Raw genomic sequence first — 19,023 nt, forward strand, 5'->3', positions numbered from 1 at the left:
GGCAATTTTTGGCTTTTCTTGCACATTCAGATATGCAAAGACTTTTAAATAAAAAAACTCAAGCTAAAACTTGAAAATGGAGGTGATAGCATGGGCGATCCCACCGAAGCCCTCGTCCCGTATGCAAAATGGATTCTCATGGGGATTACTCTCCTCTACCTTACCTATGTCTATGCAAATAAGAACAAATTCAAACAGGCAAACACGGTGGCCATATCCGGCATTATGGCGGCCCTCGTCACGGTTGCAACAAACCTGATAAAAATCAACGTAGCCCAGACCGGAGGCTACCTCAACTTCGGGGACACCATGGTCATGTTTGCCGCTGTTCTCTTCGGCCCGGCCGTAGGGGCATTTGCAGGCGGTGTGGGCTCTGCCCTCGGTGATATCGTCGGCGGCTATGCTGGATGGGCACCGATAACCCTCGTGGTCAAGGGGCTTGAGGGCCTCCTCGTCGGATACATTGCATCAAAAGGCAGGAATGACTTCTCGATGACAATGCTGGCGACAATAATAGGCGGAACCGTCATGATACTCGGCTACTTCGTGGCGGAGATATACCTCGTTGGGCTGGGAAATGCAAAGGTGGAGGTTCCGGTCAACATAACGCAGGCCGTGACGGGTGTCATCGTGGGCGGCGGTCTGGCATATATGATAAAAAGAATATACCCCGAGGTCGAAGACCTCGTTTAAACATCTATGCTCCGGAACTCCTCCCACATTGCTTTCTCTTTTAGGAGAGGCTCTATGGAAACCCTCCTCGATGCCTTCCTCATCTGTCCGAGATACTGGGAGTCAGCTATAACCGCATCGTATTCAAGCTCATCGACCTTATAGACGGAGAGGGCATATTCCGACAGAAAGTCCCCCGCGTATGAAATAAACTTCGGGCCTGCGAGCATTATGTCGGGATTCAGGCCCTCCTTAGTTAGCTCGTTTATGGCGGATCTGAGCAGCTCCTCGACTTCCTCCCTCATGCCCAGGCCCTCATCCATCCCCCGCACCCTCCACTATTTTTACGCCGCTCGATGTTCCGAGTCTGGTCGCACCGGCCTCAATCATGGCCAATGCCTGCTCGTATGTCCTGATTCCTCCTGCCGCCTTAACGCCCATCCCCTCACCGACGACCTTCCTCATAAGCCTGACGTCCTCAACAGTTGCCCCTCCGGTTCCGAAGCCCGTTGAGGTCTTCACGAAGTCCGCTCCGGCTTCCTTCGCCAGCTCGCATGCCTTTACCTTCTCCTCCTCTGTGAGGTAGCATGTCTCGATGATGACCTTGACCTTAGCGTTTTTCTCGTGGGCGACCTTTACAACCTCGGCTATGTCATTCCTAACGTAGTCGTAGTCTTTATCCTTGAGCGCCCCGATGTTGATGACCATGTCCAGCTCATCAGCTCCGCCCTCCAGTGCCTTCTTCGCCTCAAAGACCTTCACCTCAGTCGGCGTAGCCCCGAGGGGAAAGCCGATGACGGTGGCGACCTTAACACCGCTGCCCTTCAGCGTTTCCTTCGCAAGCTTCACCCGGTAGGGATTAACGCATACTGCATAGAAGCCGTACTCCATGGCCTCCCTGCAGAGTTTGATTATATCCTCCCCAGTGGCGTATGCCTTCAGGTTCGTGTGATCTATGTATCCGGCAATATTCCTTTTCATCCCAACCACCAGACTCTATTATGCATGGGAAATATTTAGGCCTTTTCCCTCAAAAATGTGCAGCTTTCAGGAAAATTTGAGGATATGGGAACTAATCCAAGCTGTGCCCTCAGTTATGGGGAATTTTTTATTATGCCTGTGACACCTCCATGGCCGAATGAGAGCCCCGGGTAGGGCTTCATTTCCACTGGAGCATGCAAACCGGCAAAGTGATCTGCGAGGCCAGCATCCAAACAACATTCTGCAGACCAGACACGCGGATGAAAAGCTTTAAGAGATAAAAACCAACACCAGTCGAGGTGAATAATATGGAAGACCCGTTTGAAATTACCGCTGTACTTGCAAGGGAGATTCTGGACTCCAGGGGAAACCCAACGATTGAGGTCGAAGTTTACACCCCCGTGGCAATGGGCAGGGCTGCGGTTCCGAGCGGTGCATCAACAGGAACCCACGAAGCACTGGAGCTCAGGGACGGCGGCAGGAGATACCACGGAAAGGGCGTGAGAAGGGCCGTTGAAAACGTCAACAAGATAATCGCACCCGAGATAATCGGGATGGATGTTACACTTCAGAGGGACATCGACATGCTGATGCTCGAACTCGACGGCACTGAGAACAAGAGCAACCTCGGCGCAAACGCAATTCTGGGAGTTTCTCTGGCCGTTGCAAAGGCAGCCGCCAACACACTCGGCCTGCCGCTCTACCAGTACATCGGCGGAACCAACGCATACATCATGCCCGTTCCTATGAGCAACGTCATCAACGGAGGTGTTCATGCGGGCAACGAGCTCGATTTCCAGGAGTTCATGATCATGCCCGTGGGAGCGGAGAGCTTTAGAGAGGGCATAAGATGGGTGAGCGAGACCTACCACGTGCTGAAGAGCGTCATAGCAAACAAATACGGCAAAGATGCCGTCAACGTCGGTGACGAAGGCGGCTTTGCCCCACCGCTGAAGGAGCCCCATGAGCCGCTTGAGCTCCTCATACAGGCCATAGAGGAGGCAGGCTACAAGTCGGGAGATGAGATAGCCTTCGCGATGGATCCCGCCTCAAGCGAGTTCTACCACCCCGACATAGGCAAGTACGTCGTCAACGGGAAGGAGTACACAAACGGTGAGCTCATGGAGCTCTACAGGGAGCTCATAAGCACATATCCGGTTGTCTCACTCGAAGACCCGTTCCACGAGGAGGACTGGGAAGGCTTTGCAATGATAACGAAGGAACTCGGAGGCAAGATACAGATAGTCGGCGATGATATATTCGTCACGAACCCCAAGAGGATAAGAAAGGCCATTGAGATGGGTGCGGCGAACGCACTCCTCCTCAAGGTCAACCAGATTGGAAGCCTCAGCGAAGCCATTGACGCAGCCTACACCGCCTACAGGGCGGGATGGGGCGTTGTCGTCTCGCACCGCTCGGGAGAAACAGATGATCCGTTTATAGCAGACCTCTCCGTCGCCATCAACGCCGGCCAGATAAAGACGGGTGCCCCGGCCAGAATGGACAGAAACGCCAAGTACAACCAGCTCATAAGGATAGAGGAAGAGCTTGAGGGAGTCGCGCACTACCCCGGAAGGAAGTTCCACAACCCCTTCCTCTGACCCCTAAACCGAACCGCCCTCTTTTCATTTTCTCCGAACACATAGGGACTCTGCACCCTACAACCCCCCATGGAGGAAATTAAATGACTAAAAAGCTCAAAATCTACATTCCCGGCATCAAATTCCCCTCGCGGGACCGGGGGGTTTCACCCCCCACGTCCTTGCCAGCTTCCTCCCCCCGAAGGTGGGGCTTCGCTCCACATAAACCGGGAAACTACGTTTCCCAGACCCTTCCTTCTCCTTTAAACACCGGAGGGGACAAAGCCCCCTACAACCCCCCCATGGAGGGAATTAAATGACTAAAAAGCTCAAAATCTACATTCCCGGCATCAAATTCCCCTCAATCTCCCTGACAGGCAGCTACTGCTCCCTGAACTGCGCCCACTGCGGGAGGCACTATCTCGAAGGCATGCTCAAATTAACCCGCTCATCCCTGATTGAGTACTGCAAAAGCCTCGAAAAGGAAGGCTACAGCGGCTGCCTCCTGAGTGGAGGTCTCGACAGCCGGCTGAAGGTTCCTCTCGACAGGTTTGCCGGTGAAATCAAAGCCATAAAGGAAAACACCCGCCTCAAGCTCAACGCCCATGTGGGTTTTATTGACGAGAGCGACATTGAATGGGTTAAATACGTTGATGCGGTTTCCCTCGACTTTGTGGGTGATGATGAAGTAATCAGGCGTGTTTATAAAATAAACAGAACCGTTGAGGACTACCTCAAAATCCTCGACATCCTGACGGAGGCGGGGGTTAAAATCGCACCCCACATAACCATAGGCCTCGACTTCGGGAAGATATGGTGGGAGTACAGAGCAATAGACATGCTCGTTGAATATCCCATAGATGTCCTCGTTCTCGACGTCCTGATTCCAACGAAGGGAACCGAGATGGAGAATGTTGAAAGGCCGGGTGTTGAGGAAAGCCTTGAAGTCGTAAGGTATGCGAGGGAAAAATTCAACGGGGAGCTGAGCATAGGGTGCATGAGGCCCCTCGGGAAATGGCGGCTGGAGTTCGACAGGGGGGCCGTTATGGCCGGAATTGACAGGCTCACAAATCCACCGAGGAAAATTATCGAATGGGCAAAAACCGTGAGGGACGTTGAGATAATCTATGAGTGCTGCGTTATGTAGGGGGTGGAACAGTGGCGTATCTGGTTATAGAACACCTTGAGGATATAAGCGAGTGGCTCTGGCTTGAATACAGGCATGTGAGCGAGTGGTGGAAAGATAAGCTGATATTCACCAATGTCCTGCCTGAGGAGAGGGAAAGGCTCGCGGAGCTGGGAAGCGTTCTAACGGAAAGCGTTACAGAGTTTCCCTTCGACAGGTCAAAAATAATCGTCCTCGATTTACAGGCTGAGGAGGAGCTCAGGCCAGAGGAGATAGGGGAGGACACGGTTATAGTTGTCGGCGGAATCCTGGGGGATGCCGTGCCGAGGGGCAGAACAAGGGAGTTCATCACCTCGAAGATGGAGGGGGTGAAGGTGAGGCACATCGGAAGGCCGCAGTACTCCATCGACGGCGCCGCAATAGTGGCAAAGCTGATAAGTGAGGGAAGGAGGCTGGCGGAGATCGAGTATGAGGAGAATCCCACGATCAAACTCGACGAGTTCAGCGAGATAACGCTGCACTATGCCGTCCCAAAGCTGAACGGGAGGCTTTTGCTCACACCTGGGCTGATAGAGCTCCAGAAAAGGGAGCTTGGCTATGAGGAAGATATCAGCGACGGGGAACCTGATGAGTTTTGAGCATCCGCAAGCCGGAGCGTATCGGATTCACCTCCTCAGGCGCTTTTCAGCGGAGTCGAGGAGGTCGACATCCATCTTTTTTGGCCAGACCCTGCCGAGGGAGCGGATTCTCACGACTGCAAAGCCCGCATGAATCCTCACGGTGCCGCGTAGAATCCTCTTAAGCTTCCCGTTCATGGATATCACCACCATAGGTTAGAAAGCGACGCATATATAAAAATTTCGCCCGGCTTCGATGGTAGCACTGGATAACCGTAAATTTTGAGCCGATAGCGGGAAAGGTCAACCCTTCTCCCACTCCCTCACCAGCTTCAGTATAGCCTCCCTGACCCTCTCCCTCTCCGCCCTGTCCACCACCAGAAAAACATCCTGAACACTGCCATCGCTCTTGGCTATAAGCTTCAGACCGGTTAGCGTTTCCCTTGAGACCTTTATCTCAAAGCCTCTTGAGTCGCTGGCATAGATTCTCCCGGGAATGACCTTTTTCACGCCCGGAATTGCGGCTATCATCTCAAGCGGCCTCTCCAGCCCCTTGAGGAAGTGGTGCTCCCTCTTGAGTCCTTTCCTGAAATGCCTGGGCATGTGAGGAATTTCACCGCCGGCTTTTTAGCGTGTTTAGGATTGTTGATGTTTGTATGGTGAAAGAGTAAAGTCTTCGGAAAATGCACTCCAACGATGCAAAAAACCTTAAGCATGACACTCACTTTAGACATGCACTGTTCATGAGAAAACGCCTTCACTAACTGTTCTTTTTAATCGAAATCTTTAAATATTTTTATGATTAATTGTGAGTGTATGGTAGTGAAAGAGAGACTTTACACAGTTAAGCAGGCGAGTGAAATTCTCGGAGTGCACCCAAAAACAATCCAGAAATGGGACAGAGAAGGAAAAATCAGAGTAGTTAGAACTCCCGGTGGGAGGAGAAGAATACCGGAGAGCGAAATCAGAAGATTGCTCGGAGAAACAACTGAAAACGGTTTAATCATCGGTTACGCAAGGGTCTCCAATCAGGCTCAAAAAGACGACTTGCAAACCCAAATTGAAGCGATAATAGAATACGCAAGAGAGAAGGGTTGGGAAGTCAAAATTCTCAAAGACATTGGCTCTGGATTAAACGAGAACCGCAAGAACTACCGTAAATTGCTTGAACTAGTTGTAAAAGGTGAAGTCTCAAAGGTCATCATCACTTATCCCGACAGACTCACTCGTTTCGGCTTCAAAACCCTCGAATTCTTCTTTCAACAGCACGGTACAGAGATAATAATCCTTAATGAGAAAGAAAAATCGCCAAGAGAAGAGCTAATCAAGGACTTGATAACCATAATCAGCCACTTTGCAGGGAAGCTTTATGGAATGCGTTCCCACAAATACAAAAAACTCAAGGAGGGAGTTAAAAAACTAATAGAGGAGGTTGAGGATTGAAGGTCGTCCTCACCTACAAGACGAATCACGATTGGGACGTTCAGGAACTTCTCACGGCCTATCAAAAACTCCTCCAGCAGACTATTGACGAGATTTGGGAAAATACGACTTGGAAGGAGAAGAAAGTAAAACACCGCTACTCCCTCGGAAAAGGAAGATACAAGTATTACGAAACAATCCGACTAATCCCATACTTTCCCAAATCCAGCGAGTTTAAGAGGGCGTTGAGGAACCAGCTCCTCGAAAACTGGCCTTTCGCAAAACACTACGTTGATTCGGCCATAAAGACAGCCTACTCAATCCTTGAGAGCTGGCGTCAGAATTATCTAAAGGGAAGGCGGAAGAGAAAGAAACCAGTCGTGAAGAGAAAGTTCGTTCGAGTGAAAACAACCCTGATGAAGGTTGAAGGCTCTAAAATCAGAATAACCGTCAAACCGCGTGAAGAATACCTTAAACTCGACTATTCTAACGAGTGGTTTTACGAGAGGATTAAGGGTTGGAAGGTTGGAGAACTGATAATCAGGGAGAACGATGTTCTTTTAACCTTCTCAAAAGAAGTCGAGTTTTCTGGGAGGATTAAAATTGGGATTGACTGCAATTTGATGAGCCTTGATGTTTATCATCCAGAGTGGGGTTGGATTAAGGTTGATTTGAGCGAACTCCACAGAATTGCAGAAACCTACGACAGGATTATTGACAAACTCAAGAGCATCCAGCGGAAGGCTCCAAAGAGATTTGGGAAGTTGTTGAAAAAGTATTGGACAAGGAGGAGAAATAGGATTGAAGACTTTTTGAACAAACTCGCAGTCCAGTTGTCGAGGGAATTCCCAAATACAGTCTTCGTCTTCGAGGATTTGAATAAGTTCAATATTGATGAAGAACGGTTCGAGAAAGTTCAACCGCAAACTTTCCCGCTCGACTTGGGGTAAAATCGTTCAAAAACTTTCTTATCGTGCTCCAATTGGGTTAGTTAATCCTGCCTTCACTTCAACCACCTGCCCAAAGTGTGGGAGTAAGTTAGAGTCCCGAAACGGGCTGGTGGAGTGTCCTAACTGTAGGTTTAAGGCTGATAGGCAGTTTGTTGGGGCTTTCAACATCTGGATGCGGGGACTCGGGGTCGCCCTGAGCGGGGGTGAGGCTGATGATTTGCTTCCCAATGAACCCGGAGGGGAGTTGAAGCTGATGAAACCCAAGTCCGTCGTGAGTGTAGACTTGAACGGGAGAGTTTTCACTCACAAACCCTCCCAAAAAACTCACAACGGACAGACCCCCCTTATAAACAGAACAGATAGACTCAGGAGAACCACCATGCCCGGGCCGCAGATTCTATTCTCCGTCTCTGCACCGGCCGGGGAGGTTTCCGTATGTGAGGGTTTCTCAACCTCCGCCGGCAGGGGGCAGCTTTTCCTGATGGTTACATTCATCGCAAGCGGTCTGAAGTAGCTGCCCGTCGGAAGGAAGAGGGGAACGGGCTTAAGTGTTCCGCCATATATGAACGCATACACCGGCCTGAACTCCTCGGGTTTTATATCGTACAGAACAAATCCCGACCCGGATATGAACGAGGAAATGCCCAAACTGCTCCCAAATGTCCCGTTCTCAACGCAGTATGCATAGTCCATCACCGGCGGCAGGATGAGGAGGTAGTCCTTCATGAAAACACCCACCAGCAGCTTCAGCTCCCTCCTGTCGTAGAGATAGGGAAGGAACTCATTCGCGGAAATCCTGTAGGTCCTGCTGCCGTTTGAAAAGATGAGGGTGCCGTTTTCCAGTTTCCCCTCAGCCATTGAAGGGCGTTTGCTCTCCATAAATTCCCATCTGTCTATAGAGGAAACTTCAAAGAGCCCTGATGGGGTCAGGTTGAACCTCCTCGTGCCGTTCGGACAGCTCACAATAAGGTTTCTGGAGCCCAGGTCAAATGTGCATTCCTGAGCCATCTTTATCGAGCCTATTCTGCTCATGTTGCTGCCAAGGTGGTAAATGCTGAGCTTATCAGCCGTTCTGGCGACGAGGTATGGGAAAACGAGCTTTGCCTTTCCTGTCACCCCTCCCAGCCTTTGAAAGCATCCGTTATGGGCCCTATAGACAGCGTTTCCGATTAAAAGGTACGTGCCGTTCTCCGATGAAAACGCCGCCGGAGAATAGACATAGCCAAGGTAATAGACGCCGCTGGAATTGGCATAGAAAACAACGTAATGGCAGCAGTCAGCTGGAATCTCATTGTAGCAGCACGGCCGGGGTGCGCACAGGGGGTCTATCATCGTTGGCGTCCAGTCAATGAGTATTACGACATCATTCCCGCTGCCGGTTATGGAGGAATAGGTGTAGCCGAAGCCATCGGCCGAGACCGGCGCCGCCGTGAGGATGAGCATCATGATTGCAGGGAAAAACTTTCTCATCCAACCACCGTAGAATTTACTGGACATGAATGTAAAAAGGTTTCGGATTAATCATGCTCTAGCATAACCATTTAAAACCCTGAAAATGTACCGGTTAAGCCCGCTTCCTCACCTTGACGGCAACGCCCCTTCTCGCCCTGACCATCTCCTCACCGCTCAGGAGGGCCCTTCCAACACCCACAACCTCACCATCACGCACAATTCCAACGATATCGCCCGGCCTTATCCTTTCGTCGGCCTCGTCAACACCGACAGCAAAAACATCACCGCGGAGCTCGAAGTCCACCTTCACCCAGTAAGCTCCGGTCGCTTCGTAAATCCTCTGCATCCCGAAGGGGGTCACGCTTATCACGCCCTCCCTGAATGTTCCGGTCTGCCTGCCATTCACGAAAATTCTGAGCATCCTGCTTCCCCTCACCTGGCCGTCCCCGGGCAGAACCGCCTCTCCGGCACCTGCCCCAAAATAGAAGTCAAAGACCTTCCTGATGTTCTCCATGAAGCGGTAGGTTCTGTCCTCCTTACTTCCCTCAAGCTCGAACTCCCTCAGCATCTCCGTGAGCGATTTCAGGCTTTCTCTGCTCGTGGTTCCGTTCTCAACACGGGTGAAAACTATCTCCCTTCCGCTCATCTCAGCCGCCCTCTCCGCAATTTCAACGTATGCCTCGTCGAGGTGGGCTATTATCGGAGTGTCCGGAGGATACTTCTCAAGGCTCTTGGCAAGAAGCTCCGCCGCGGAATTTATCTCCTCCTCGCTCCAGTGGCCCGTTACAACTATATCGTACTTCGCCAGCCATTCCCACTCCCTCGGAACCACGCCGAAGGGAGAGGTCAGAATCAGCTCATGAACCCTGTAAATTCCGGAGCCCAGCGCCTCCTTCGCAGCTTTTCTGTAGAGGATGTGGGAGCGAGAGAATGAGTAGGGCTTTTTGGCAGAGCAGGGGAGGAGGAGAAGGAGTTCCGTGTTCCCGGGGGGAATGAAACGTTCCCCAACACGGGAATGCCATCTCCGCACCTCCGGCCTGTTAATCGAGGCATCGCTTATGAAATACACCGTCTCCTTCTGGATGGGGGTGTATTTTTCGAGGTAATCCCAGTGCTCCCTGTCGGCTATCCTGAGAATTCCCGCATGGCTCTGGGTGTGGAAAAAGTTCTCCACAAGATAGCGGAGTTTTCCCGTCTCAAGGGCTTTTCTCACGAGAGCGATGGTTTTTTGAGCATATTCAATGGAATTGGCTTTTTCCTCCCACAGAAGAGGGGAGTAGGGGGTGAAGCCCTTTTTATGAAAATCGTAGAGCTTCAGGGAGCGGGTGTCGAATGCATCTACGCCAAGGTAAACTGCCAGCGGGTAAAAAAATGGTTCGAGATCGGTTATTATCATGATGTTGGGGTTGACCTCACGTATCAGGCGGAGGTTCTGCAGAAACCTCCTGTAATCTTTGACCGCAACCTTGGAGTTGCCCAGATAAACCGCATCAAACTTATTCGTCTCCAGAACGTTTTCAATGAACTCCTTCAGGTATTCAACATGCCTCAGCATCGGCACGTAGAGTGTGTTGAATCCAGAGTAATCAGCCCCGTAAAGCCTCCCGAAGGCTTTTTCAATGACCTCCGGAGGGGTGTAGAAGCTTATGGGAATTGAAGGGGCAAGATTAAAGTCATAACCCGAAAAATCCTTCGGATGGAAGTAGGAGTTAAAGGGGGATAGGGTAAAATCTAACCCTGCCAGAGCAGGAGTTCTGAATGATTTCTCTTCTAACCGAACTAACCCAAGCCTTCCGGGACCTTCATGTCTGAGGATTTCCATGGGATTTACACCAGATTGTATCTCTGCAGCAGGAGCAGCTCATCCAGAGTTAGCTTTTCTCCGCGTTTGAACTTCTCCAGTGCCTCAACAGCCTTCTCGAAGCTGCTGTCCTTTCTCGCCCTCATCCTCGCGACCATCTTGTATGCTATCAGCTCCTTGTGCTTCTCGTCAAACTCCATGATCTTCTTCTCGACTTCCCTGAGCTTTCTCCTGACCTCCTTCATCTTGTCCCTGAGCTCGATGACCTTGGCGTGATACTCGTCGGCTTCCTTCTTTATCTCGTCAGCCTGGTTGAAGGCCTTAATCATCTGCTCGTGGAACTGCTGGCTCTGGTTTGCCAGCTTCTGTATCTCCATGCTTATAGCCCTTCTGGCCTTCTTCAGACTTTCAACCTTCTTCCTCGCTTCCTGAAGTTTCTGGTGGAACCTCTCAGCCTGCTGTATTATTTCAAGCTCGGTCGCCAGAACCTGGATTTGATCAACTATCTGCTTCTCTCTCTCGGGGGTTATTGTTGGATTCGTCTGCAGCTCCCATTCGAGCTTCTCTATTCTCTCCTGTATTTTTTCGCCCGGCATTTTCAGACGGCGGAGCTGGTTGTACTCGTCCCTCTTGGTTCTGTACTCAAGGATTTCCTGATAGAGAAGGTCCAGCTTGGCATTTATCTCCTCCCTGTTCTTTTTGAGCTCCTGAATCTGCTCGTTAATTTCATCCCGTTTTGCCTTGAACTCCCTGGCCTTCTGGCGGAGCTGCTTTACCTCGTTGTTCTTCTCATCCCTTTTCTGTATCCATATATTCAGTTCCTTCTGGAGTTCATCCAGCTTCGCCTGAATCTCCTTCTTTTCTTTTTCAAGCGTCTCAATCTCTGCCTTTATCCTCTTAATTTCTTCTGGATCCACTTTCACTTGCATGGTCTCTTCCCCTTCCCTCATTTTAGAATAGTTCCCAATCAGATTAAAGCCTCAGCTATGTGAAAGTTAAAACTAAATAAAAACTTTTTGGCCAAAGAATGAAAAAAGTAAAAGGGATACACACCAATCATGCCTTCTCCTGCTTTACAGGGTAGGGTATGAATTCAACGGTTCCCCTCTGCTTCATCGGCTGCTTGTAGAGCTGCATGAGTGTATAAACTTCCTCAGGAACCCCTGTTTCAACGTGAAGACCCAGATCCCTCGCATGTTCATATGTAATCGGGTAGTCATGCGTCCATCTGCCCTCCGTGAGAACCCTTGCCAGCTCTTTAGCCTTCTCCTCCCCGTACCTGTCCCTGAGCATCCCGTAGAGGAAGTCCCTTACCTGTTTGATTGCCTTTTCAGCCACGTCTGCCAGGATGAGGGTCTGGTCATCAACTTTGTCAACTCCCTTTCTCTCCACGGCCCTCACTATGCTCGGGCCCGGGTACTGGCCGAGCTGGGGGTCGACCGGTCCGAGAACTGCGTGAGGATCCATGATGATCCTGTCAGCGGCCAAAGCGATCAGCGTCCCGCCGCTCATGGCATAGTGCGGGACTATCACCCTTGTCTCGGCCGGGTGGTCGTGGAGGGCTTTGGCTATCTGTGCTGCCGCCAGAACGAGGCCGCCGGGCGTGTGGATTATGAGGTCTATCGGCCTGTCCTTGGGTGCTGCCCTTATCGCCCTGAGCACCTCCTCGCTGTCCTCGACACTGATGAACTTGTAGAAGGGTATGCCGAAGAGCCCTATGCTCTCCTGCCTGTGAATCATCGTTATCACTGTCGAGCCCCTTTTCTCGGATAGACCCTTCAGCAGCCTGGCCCTCGCCACCTGCAAACTGCGGTACTGCATCTGGGGCCACAGCAGGATGTACATGAAGAAAAGCCACCAGATCAGCGAGCCGAAGAAGCCGCTCAGCGGATCCATGCTATCACCAATATAAATAATCAGCAGAGGTATTTATATGTTTGTTTTTTCGCTTTTCAGTTTGTTCATCCGGGTTCACTGATTGTATGAATAAATCTTTTAACATCCCGTCCCAACCCTTTCCCGGTGGTGGCGATGTATCACCTTCTCTATCCCCTGAGGACATACCTGATTGTTTCAGGCCATGGAGAGGAGGCCGATGTCATGGCAGCTGACTGGGTGACGGTGCTCTCCCACAGGCCCACCATGGTAGGGGTTGCAGTCTCTCCAAGGAGATACACCCACAGGCTCATAAGCAGATACGGTGAGTTCGTAATAAGCGTTCCGAGCCTTGAAATGCTCCCCGATGTGTGGATTGCGGGGACGAAGAGCGGGCCGGCCAAACTCGAAGAGACTGGCATAACCCTCATTCCATCGACGAAAATAAAAACCCCGAGCATAAAGGAGGCACTTGCAAACATAGAGTGCAGGGTCGTGGATGCGAGGGACTACGGCGACCACACGTGGTTCGTGGGTGAGGTGGTTGGAGCATCGTACAGGGAGGAGGCATTTCCCGGCGGCATTCCGGATGTCAGAAAAGCAAACTTCCTTGCCCATTCCGCGTGGACAGAGTTCGTAACCTTTGAGAAAAGAGTGCACAAATCGGAATGAAAATGGTATAAACCGGAGGGAATAGATTTTTAAACTTTTTATTCAACCTTTTATTCATGATTGTTCTGGGTATAGAGGGAACCGCGCATACGCTCGGTGTGGGGATTGTGACCGAGAAGGAAGTTCTTGCCAACGTATTTCACACACTTACCACAGAGAAAGGGGGCATTCATCCGAAGGAAGCCGCTGAGCACCACGCAAAGCTCCTGAAGGTGCTTCTGAAGAAAGCCCTTGAAGATGCGCATGTAGGCATAGAGGAGATTGACGCCGTTGCGTTCTCCCAGGGGCCAGGTCTTGGGCCATGCCTGAGGGTCGTCGCCACTGCCGCAAGGGCCATTGCCATAAAGCACAGCAAACCCATAATCGGCGTCAACCACTGCATCGCCCACGTTGAGATTACCAAGCTGTTCGGCGTTAAAGACCCCGTGGGTTTATATGTGAGCGGCGGCAACACTCAGGTTCTTGCCCTTGAGGGAGGCAGATACAGGGTTTTCGGCGAGACCCTTGACATAGGCATAGGAAACGCCATAGATACGTTTGCGAGGGAAATCGGGATAGGCTTCCCCGGCGGACCGAAGATAGAGAGGCTCGCCCGAAATGGTGCGAGATACATTGAGCTCCCCTACGCGGTCAAGGGCATGGATTTGAGCTTTTCCGGAATTCTGACCGAGGCTGTAAGGAAGTACCGCACCGGAAAGTACCGGATTGAAGACCTTGCCTATTCCTTCCAGGAGACGGCCTTTTCAGCCCTGGTTGAGGTTACGGAAAGGGCTCTGGCCCACACGGGCAAGGAGGAGGTTGTCCTCGTCGGGGGTGTTGCAGCGAACAACCGGCTCAGGGAGATGCTCAAAATAATGACCGAGGACAGGGGTGTTGAGTTCTTCGTTCCGCCCTACGACCTCTGCAGGGACAACGGGGCGATGATAGCATACACAGGGCTGAGGATGTACCGCGGAGGCGTCAGATTTGATATAGAGGATACCGTGGTTAAGCAGAAGTTCAGAACCGATGAGGTGGAGGTAGTATGGTGAGCATCGAACCCCTCATTTACTGCATAATTCTTTTCGGGTTAATACTCTCATTTACTGTTTTTCTGGCTGTTAGGATACGCAGATACCCGAAAAACCTCCGGAAGCTCATGACCATGGCGACAGTATTCGCAGCCATTGGAAGCTTGGGGAGATTTGTGGATATTATTGCACTCTTCAAACGGATACCTCATCATTCACAGATTCATGCGGTGGTCCATGTGGTTTCAATTGGAGGACTCGTGTGGGTGTTTATATCCATGATTCTGACCCTTGAGAGGTATTATATCCCAATCGCTGCTTCAGAGAAGCTGCGTGAACTCCGGGTTAGCACTGGGGCATATTTATTCCCTTTTGGAACACAGGAGGAGATTCTAAGTCTCCTGAAGGGCACTGAAGCCGCAATACTTGCTGTTACCAGAAATCCCGGATTATACACCGAGTTTGGAGACAGGGTGAAAAAGATATGGGTTAGCATGGCCGTCGAAACCGCCGTGCCGCCGACAAAGCTTCACGTGATGCAGGATGCAGTGATAAGGTTTCTGAAGGATGCCGGCAGGGGCATAGTCATCATCGACTGCGTGGAGTATCTGATTCTATACAACGATTTCGAGACTGTCTTCAAGTTCCTGACCTCCCTGAAGGATTATGTGATGGTTATGGACTCCACCCTCGTCGTGGCTGTTAAAAGAGGCACGCTATCGGAGCGTGAGCTGACGATTCTTGAGAGGGAATTCCGGCTGATTAAGGAGCTAACAATTGAGGGATGAGGTGCTCAGGGAAGCCCAAGCTTAAAGATTCTGCGGTATTTGTGATTATATAACCAGATTATAAATTTTCACAAAAAAGTTATAAAAGATGCCGGAGAGCTTTAGCCGGGTGGGAGTATGGAGGCAGGCTACGACATAAAACCCATTCCAAAATCAAAAAGGCAATACACGCTTTTAACGCTCTCAGCGATCTGGTTCGGTGCAGGGATAAGCATCGCCGAGTTCTGGGCAGGGGCTTTGCTCACCCCCGCTCTTTCGCTATGGGCTGCCCTCGGGGTTATACTGCTCGGACATCTGATTGGAAACACCGTCATGGGCCTAATAGCCGTGGAAGGAGAGGAAACAGGTCTCCCCACCATGGTTCTCTCAAGAGCCGCCCTCGGAATCAGGGGGTCGCTTCTTCCCTCGGCCCTTAACTACCTTCAGCTCATAGGATGGACCGCCATAATGCTCATAGTCGGGGCAAACGCCATGAATGCGGTTTTCGGAAAGGGTTACAGCGTGTGGGTGCTCGTCCTCGGAATTCTGGTTACAGCATGGACATACATCGGCCCGAGGAACTGGGAAAAGATTGAGAAAGCCGCCGCAGCCCTTCTCCTGCTTCTGGCAGTCTGGCTCACATACACGACGCTGGAGCAGTTCTCCCTCACCGCCCTGCTGTCGAAGCATGGGACGGGAGGAATGGGCACAATGCTCGCACTCGACCTTGTAATAGCCATGCCGCTCTCGTGGGCCCCGCTCATAGCGGACTACTCAAGATTTGTCAGGGGTAGGGAGGGAGCGTTCTGGGGAACATACCTCGGCTATTTCATCTCCTCATCCCTGTTCTACTTCGTCGGGGCGCTGACAAACATGGCCGTCGGTGAGAGCGACCCGATTAAGATAATAGCCGCCTATGGCCTTGGAATACCTGCAATGCTGGTAATAATCTTCTCAACGGTAACGACAACATTTCTCGATGTTTATTCAGCCGCAATAACATACAAGAACATTTTACCGGAAGCCGATGCCAGAAAGCAGGTTCTCCTCATAGGGATGCTCGGAACCGCCCTTGCCCTCGTGTTCCCGGTCGACAGGTATGAAGGCTTCCTCCTGCTGATAGGGGGAGCTTTTGTCTCGCTCGCTGCAATAATGCTCACGGACTACTTCATCGTAAAGAAGGGCTATGATCCCGATGAGCTGCTGGATGAGGAGGGCAGATTTGCGGGCTACAATATCAGAGCCCTGATCATATGGCTGGCGGGCTTCCTGTTCTACATGCTTCTGGCCGTTGAAGGGCTGTTTGGAATTCACATTCCGCTTTTGAGCGCTCTCGGAGCCAGGCTCGGCTCCAGCATCCCGACATTTGTCCTTGTGAGCATTCTTTACTGGCTGCTGGGGAGGTGATATGATGAAAATTGATGCCCTAACCGTAGCCGAGGCCCTTGAAAAGCTCAGAAGGAGAAGGCCGCTGGTGCACAGCATAACAAACTTCGTCGTGATGAACACCACGGCCAATGCCCTGCTCGCAATCGGGGCATCTCCAGTCATGGCACATGCGGAGGAGGAGCTGGAGGAGATGATAAAAATAGCGGATGCCGTTGTTATAAACATAGGCACCCTCGACAGGCACTGGATATCCTCGATGGAAAAGGCCGCTGGAATCGCCGGTGAGCTCGGAAAACCGCTGGTTCTTGATCCCGTCGGTGCAGGGGCAACATCCCTCAGAACAGGGATCGCACTGAAACTCCTTGAAAGCGGAAATGTTTCAGTTCTGCGGGGCAACTTCGGCGAGATATCCGCACTGCTCGGCGAGCACGGAAGGACGAGGGGGGTTGATTCGATGGTCTATGAACGGGACGCTGCAAAAAGGCTTGCTCTCAGGGCTGCGGAGGAGTTCGGGCTTGTGGCAGCCGTTACGGGTGCAACAGACTATGTGAGCGATGGGAAAAGAATCTACGCGGTTGAAAACGGTACCCCAATGCTCGGCAGGGTCACCGGAACGGGCTGCATGGTTACGGCAGTGACTGGAGCGTTTGCGGCGGTTGAAGAACCGCTGAATGCGGCCGTATCTGCCCTCGCGGTCTTTGGGATAGCCGCAGAGAAAGCGCACGAAGATGCAGAGTATCCCGGGAGCTTCCACGTCAGGCTCTACGACTGGCTCTACAGGATAGATGGAGAGCTCATCAGAAAAATGGCGAGGGTGAGGAAGGTTGAACCTTAGAAAACGGCTCAGGCTTTACGTCATAACCGACAGAAGGCTTAGGGATGAGCTGGAGACCGCCGAGGCCGCCCTTGAAGGAGGCGCCACGGCGATACAGCTCAGGCTGAAGAATGCACCAACACGGGAGATGCTCATGGTTGGAGATAAGCTCAGAAGGCTGACGGATGAATATGGAGCCCTCCTCTTCGTCGATGACAGGCTCGACGTTGCCCTTGCCGTTGATGCGGATGGTGTTCAGCTCGGGCCGGAGGATATGCCGGTTTCAAGGGCGAGGGAGCTCGCACCCGGCCTGATCATAGGTGCCTCGGTCTACAGCCTTGAGGAGGCTCTGAGGGCTGAAAAGGAGGGAGCTCACTATCTCGGAGCAGGGGCTGTTTTTCCCACGGCCACGAAACGGGAAGCGAGGGTTCTCGGACTGGAGGGCCTCAGAAGGGTGGTGAGAGCTGTGGATATACCGGTGGTGGCGATAGGGGGCATAACCAGAGAAAACGTCAGGGATGTCCTTGAGACCGGTGTGGACGGCATAGCCGTTATATCCGCCGTGGTGGGGGCTCCCGATGTAAGAAGGGCCACCGGAGAGCTGAAGGCCATAATCGATGGGTTCTTCGGGAGGGGGTGATTGAGCTGAGGACTGCCCTGACAATAGCCGGAAGCGACAGCGGGGGTGGGGCTGGAATAGAGGCCGATTTAAAGACGTTCTCGGCCTTCGGCGTCCACGGGCTGGTGGCGATAACGAGCGTTACAGCCCAGAACACCATGGGGGTAAGTGCGATTCACGACATTCCTCCGGAGGTCGTCAGGGAGCAGATTGAAGCCGTTGCCTGCGATATCGGGGTCGATGCTGCCAAAACAGGGATGCTGAGCAATTCCAGAATAATAAGGGCGGTTTCGAAGGCCGTGAAGAAGCACGGTTTTCCCCTCGTTGTCGACCCGGTGATGATAGCAAAGAGCGGCGCCCAGCTTTTGAGGGAAGAGGCTGTCGATGCGCTGATCAAGCATATAATCCCACTTGCAAAGCTCGTGACACCCAACAGGTATGAGGCGGAAAAGCTCAGCGGCATAGGGATAGAAAGCCTTGAGGATGCCAGAAGGGCGGCGAGGCTGATAGCTGAGGAGCTTGGAGCCGAGGCTGCAATCGTGAAGGGAGGTCATATGGGGCTCAGCGAGGCCGTTGATGTCCTCTACCACGACGGCAGGTTCAGGGAGTACAGGGCGCCGTTCGTTGAAGGCTGCACGCACGGAACCGGCTGTTCCTTCTCGGCGGCAATAACAGCCAACCTCGCAAAGGGATATTCCCTTGAGGAGGCCGTAGGGATCGCCAAGGAGTTCATAACGACGGGCATAAAGTACGGGGCAAGGATTGGCAGGGGACACTGTCCGGTCAACCAGAACGCCTGGATTGAGATTCCCGCCGAGAGGTGGAGGGTGCTCAGCGAGCTCAGGAATGTGGCGGCGGGGCTGGATGGAGTAAGGCCTAGAGTATTCCTCTATGCCCTGCCCGCACTCTACGCGAGGAGCAGGGATGACGTTGCCGTGTTGACCGGCAGGGGAACCGTTGAGTTTGGAGCCCCGGAAAGTGCGGCAGCCCTCCTGGAGGTAATGAAGACCTATCCCGAGCTCAGGAGTGCCGCCGAGCTTGAGTACAGTGAGGAGCTCATAGAGAGAGCACGGAATATGGGTTTCACCGTTCTGGAGCATGACTTGCGGGAGGAAAAAACACCGGATTTAATATGCGGAAAATCCTCACTCCTGATTCTGGGCAGAGACCCCGCTGAGGTTCTTGAGAAGGTAAGGCGGCTGGAGCCTGAGTCGAGTCAGGAGTAAGCTCAAATTTTGAAAGCCTCGCCCTTCAGGGAGGAGAGGAAGTCAGATAA

The 19,023-nt window shown here is 52.1% G+C and carries 21 protein-coding genes and 1 pseudogene; 14 read left to right on the plus strand and 8 right to left on the minus strand.

Annotated elements, in window-relative coordinates; all coding sequences use genetic code 11:
* The first annotated feature begins 90 nt into the window (after positions 1-90).
* A complete protein-coding gene (locus tag ACYQ27_RS12045; protein ID WP_456453108.1) occupies positions 91-693 on the plus strand; it encodes an ECF transporter S component in 603 nt (200 codons plus the stop codon).
* On the opposite strand, the gene ACYQ27_RS12050 is transcribed toward ACYQ27_RS12045, so the two are convergent.
* Positions 690-995: a family 4B encapsulin nanocompartment shell protein gene (locus tag ACYQ27_RS12050; RefSeq protein ID WP_456453106.1), complete on the minus strand. Its 306-nt coding sequence runs from the start codon at positions 993-995 to the stop codon at positions 690-692. The genes ACYQ27_RS12045 and ACYQ27_RS12050 overlap by 4 nt on opposite strands.
* Positions 988-1,653, minus strand: a complete 666-nt coding sequence (gene deoC, locus ACYQ27_RS12055) for a deoxyribose-phosphate aldolase (protein WP_456453120.1) — start codon at positions 1,651-1,653, stop codon at positions 988-990. The genes ACYQ27_RS12050 and deoC overlap by 8 nt, the downstream gene beginning before the upstream one ends.
* A gap of 308 nt (positions 1,654-1,961) precedes the next feature.
* Here deoC and eno point away from each other — a divergent pair, with 308 nt between their 5' ends.
* The 3 genes from eno (at position 1,962) to ACYQ27_RS12070 (ending at position 4,997) form a co-directional block, all read left to right on the plus strand.
* On the plus strand, positions 1,962-3,254 hold the full coding sequence (gene eno, locus ACYQ27_RS12060) for a phosphopyruvate hydratase (RefSeq protein ID WP_460041882.1): 1,293 nt from the start codon (positions 1,962-1,964) through the stop codon (positions 3,252-3,254).
* 295 nt (positions 3,255-3,549) lie between these two features.
* A complete protein-coding gene (gene lipS1 / locus ACYQ27_RS12065; RefSeq protein WP_456453104.1) occupies positions 3,550-4,380 on the plus strand; it encodes a LipS1 family lipoyl synthase in 831 nt (276 codons plus the stop codon).
* Between the two features lie 11 nt (positions 4,381-4,391).
* On the plus strand, positions 4,392-4,997 hold the full coding sequence (locus ACYQ27_RS12070) for a hypothetical protein (RefSeq protein WP_456453102.1): 606 nt from the start codon (positions 4,392-4,394) through the stop codon (positions 4,995-4,997).
* Between the two features lie 27 nt (positions 4,998-5,024).
* Here the strand turns inward: ACYQ27_RS12070 and ACYQ27_RS12075 are convergent, their stop codons facing one another.
* Both ACYQ27_RS12075 and ACYQ27_RS12080 read right to left on the minus strand, forming a co-directional pair.
* The gene (locus ACYQ27_RS12075; RefSeq protein WP_460041701.1) at positions 5,025-5,189 is read right to left on the minus strand and encodes a hypothetical protein; all 165 of its coding nucleotides are present in this window, start codon (positions 5,187-5,189) and stop codon (positions 5,025-5,027) included.
* A gap of 90 nt (positions 5,190-5,279) precedes the next feature.
* Entirely contained in the window at positions 5,280-5,579 is a 300-nt protein-coding gene (locus tag ACYQ27_RS12080; RefSeq protein WP_456394311.1) for a DUF2103 domain-containing protein, read from the minus strand.
* A 213-nt stretch (positions 5,580-5,792) separates the two neighbouring features.
* On the opposite strand from ACYQ27_RS12080, the gene ACYQ27_RS12085 reads away from it, so the two are divergent.
* The 3 genes and pseudogenes from ACYQ27_RS12085 to ACYQ27_RS12095 all read left to right on the plus strand — a co-directional run.
* The gene (locus ACYQ27_RS12085; RefSeq protein WP_456453100.1) at positions 5,793-6,419 is read left to right on the plus strand and encodes an IS607 family transposase; all 627 of its coding nucleotides are present in this window, start codon (positions 5,793-5,795) and stop codon (positions 6,417-6,419) included.
* Complete coding sequence (locus tag ACYQ27_RS12090; RefSeq protein ID WP_460041702.1) at positions 6,416-7,348, plus strand: nuclease/transposase family protein; 933 nt, start codon at positions 6,416-6,418, stop codon at positions 7,346-7,348. The genes ACYQ27_RS12085 and ACYQ27_RS12090 overlap by 4 nt, the downstream gene beginning before the upstream one ends.
* Positions 7,293-7,457: pseudogene (locus tag ACYQ27_RS12095) on the plus strand (RNA-guided endonuclease TnpB family protein); the annotation flags it as partial. The gene ACYQ27_RS12090 and the pseudogene ACYQ27_RS12095, both read left to right, overlap by 56 nt.
* A gap of 215 nt (positions 7,458-7,672) precedes the next feature.
* Here the strand turns inward: ACYQ27_RS12095 and ACYQ27_RS12100 are convergent.
* From ACYQ27_RS12100 to ACYQ27_RS12115, 4 genes are all read right to left on the minus strand, one after another.
* The gene (locus tag ACYQ27_RS12100) at positions 7,673-8,818 is read right to left on the minus strand and encodes a hypothetical protein (protein WP_460041703.1); all 1,146 of its coding nucleotides are present in this window, start codon (positions 8,816-8,818) and stop codon (positions 7,673-7,675) included.
* Positions 8,819-8,912: 94 nt separating this feature from the next.
* The gene (gene arcS, locus ACYQ27_RS12105; protein WP_460041704.1) at positions 8,913-10,622 is read right to left on the minus strand and encodes an archaeosine synthase subunit alpha; all 1,710 of its coding nucleotides are present in this window, start codon (positions 10,620-10,622) and stop codon (positions 8,913-8,915) included.
* A 5-nt stretch (positions 10,623-10,627) separates the two neighbouring features.
* Positions 10,628-11,530, minus strand: coding sequence for a coiled-coil protein (locus tag ACYQ27_RS12110; RefSeq protein WP_456394308.1), 903 nt, complete (start codon positions 11,528-11,530; stop codon positions 10,628-10,630).
* Between the two features lie 127 nt (positions 11,531-11,657).
* Positions 11,658-12,497 carry an SDH family Clp fold serine proteinase gene (locus tag ACYQ27_RS12115; RefSeq protein ID WP_456394307.1) on the minus strand — a complete coding sequence of 280 codons (840 nt, stop codon included), beginning with the start codon at positions 12,495-12,497 and terminating at the stop codon, positions 11,658-11,660.
* A 129-nt stretch (positions 12,498-12,626) separates the two neighbouring features.
* Here ACYQ27_RS12115 and ACYQ27_RS12120 point away from each other — a divergent pair, with 129 nt between their 5' ends.
* The 7 genes from ACYQ27_RS12120 to ACYQ27_RS12150 all read left to right on the plus strand — a co-directional run bounded on the left by ACYQ27_RS12120 (position 12,627) and on the right by ACYQ27_RS12150 (position 18,973).
* The gene (locus ACYQ27_RS12120; RefSeq protein WP_456453116.1) at positions 12,627-13,148 is read left to right on the plus strand and encodes a flavin reductase family protein; all 522 of its coding nucleotides are present in this window, start codon (positions 12,627-12,629) and stop codon (positions 13,146-13,148) included.
* Positions 13,149-13,204: 56 nt separating this feature from the next.
* Positions 13,205-14,179 (plus strand): bifunctional N(6)-L-threonylcarbamoyladenine synthase/serine/threonine protein kinase, encoded by a 975-nt coding sequence (locus ACYQ27_RS12125; protein ID WP_456394306.1) that lies wholly within the window; start codon positions 13,205-13,207, stop codon positions 14,177-14,179.
* Positions 14,173-14,946: a DUF835 domain-containing protein gene (locus tag ACYQ27_RS12130; protein WP_460041705.1), complete on the plus strand. Its 774-nt coding sequence runs from the start codon at positions 14,173-14,175 to the stop codon at positions 14,944-14,946. The genes ACYQ27_RS12125 and ACYQ27_RS12130 overlap by 7 nt, the downstream gene beginning before the upstream one ends.
* A 117-nt stretch (positions 14,947-15,063) precedes the next feature.
* The gene (gene cytX / locus ACYQ27_RS12135; RefSeq protein WP_460041706.1) at positions 15,064-16,332 is read left to right on the plus strand and encodes a putative hydroxymethylpyrimidine transporter CytX; all 1,269 of its coding nucleotides are present in this window, start codon (positions 15,064-15,066) and stop codon (positions 16,330-16,332) included.
* Between the two features lie 4 nt (positions 16,333-16,336).
* A complete protein-coding gene (thiM, locus tag ACYQ27_RS12140) occupies positions 16,337-17,149 on the plus strand; it encodes a hydroxyethylthiazole kinase (RefSeq protein ID WP_460041707.1) in 813 nt (270 codons plus the stop codon).
* Positions 17,139-17,768, plus strand: a complete 630-nt coding sequence (thiE, locus tag ACYQ27_RS12145) for a thiamine phosphate synthase (RefSeq protein WP_460041708.1) — start codon at positions 17,139-17,141, stop codon at positions 17,766-17,768. Before thiM ends, thiE begins: the two co-directional genes overlap by 11 nt.
* A complete protein-coding gene (locus tag ACYQ27_RS12150) occupies positions 17,765-18,973 on the plus strand; it encodes a bifunctional hydroxymethylpyrimidine kinase/phosphomethylpyrimidine kinase (RefSeq protein WP_456453086.1) in 1,209 nt (402 codons plus the stop codon). Before thiE ends, ACYQ27_RS12150 begins: the two co-directional genes overlap by 4 nt.
* The last annotated feature ends 50 nt before the right edge of the window (positions 18,974-19,023 follow it).

The sequence above is a fragment of the Thermococcus atlanticus genome (genome assembly GCF_054657855.1).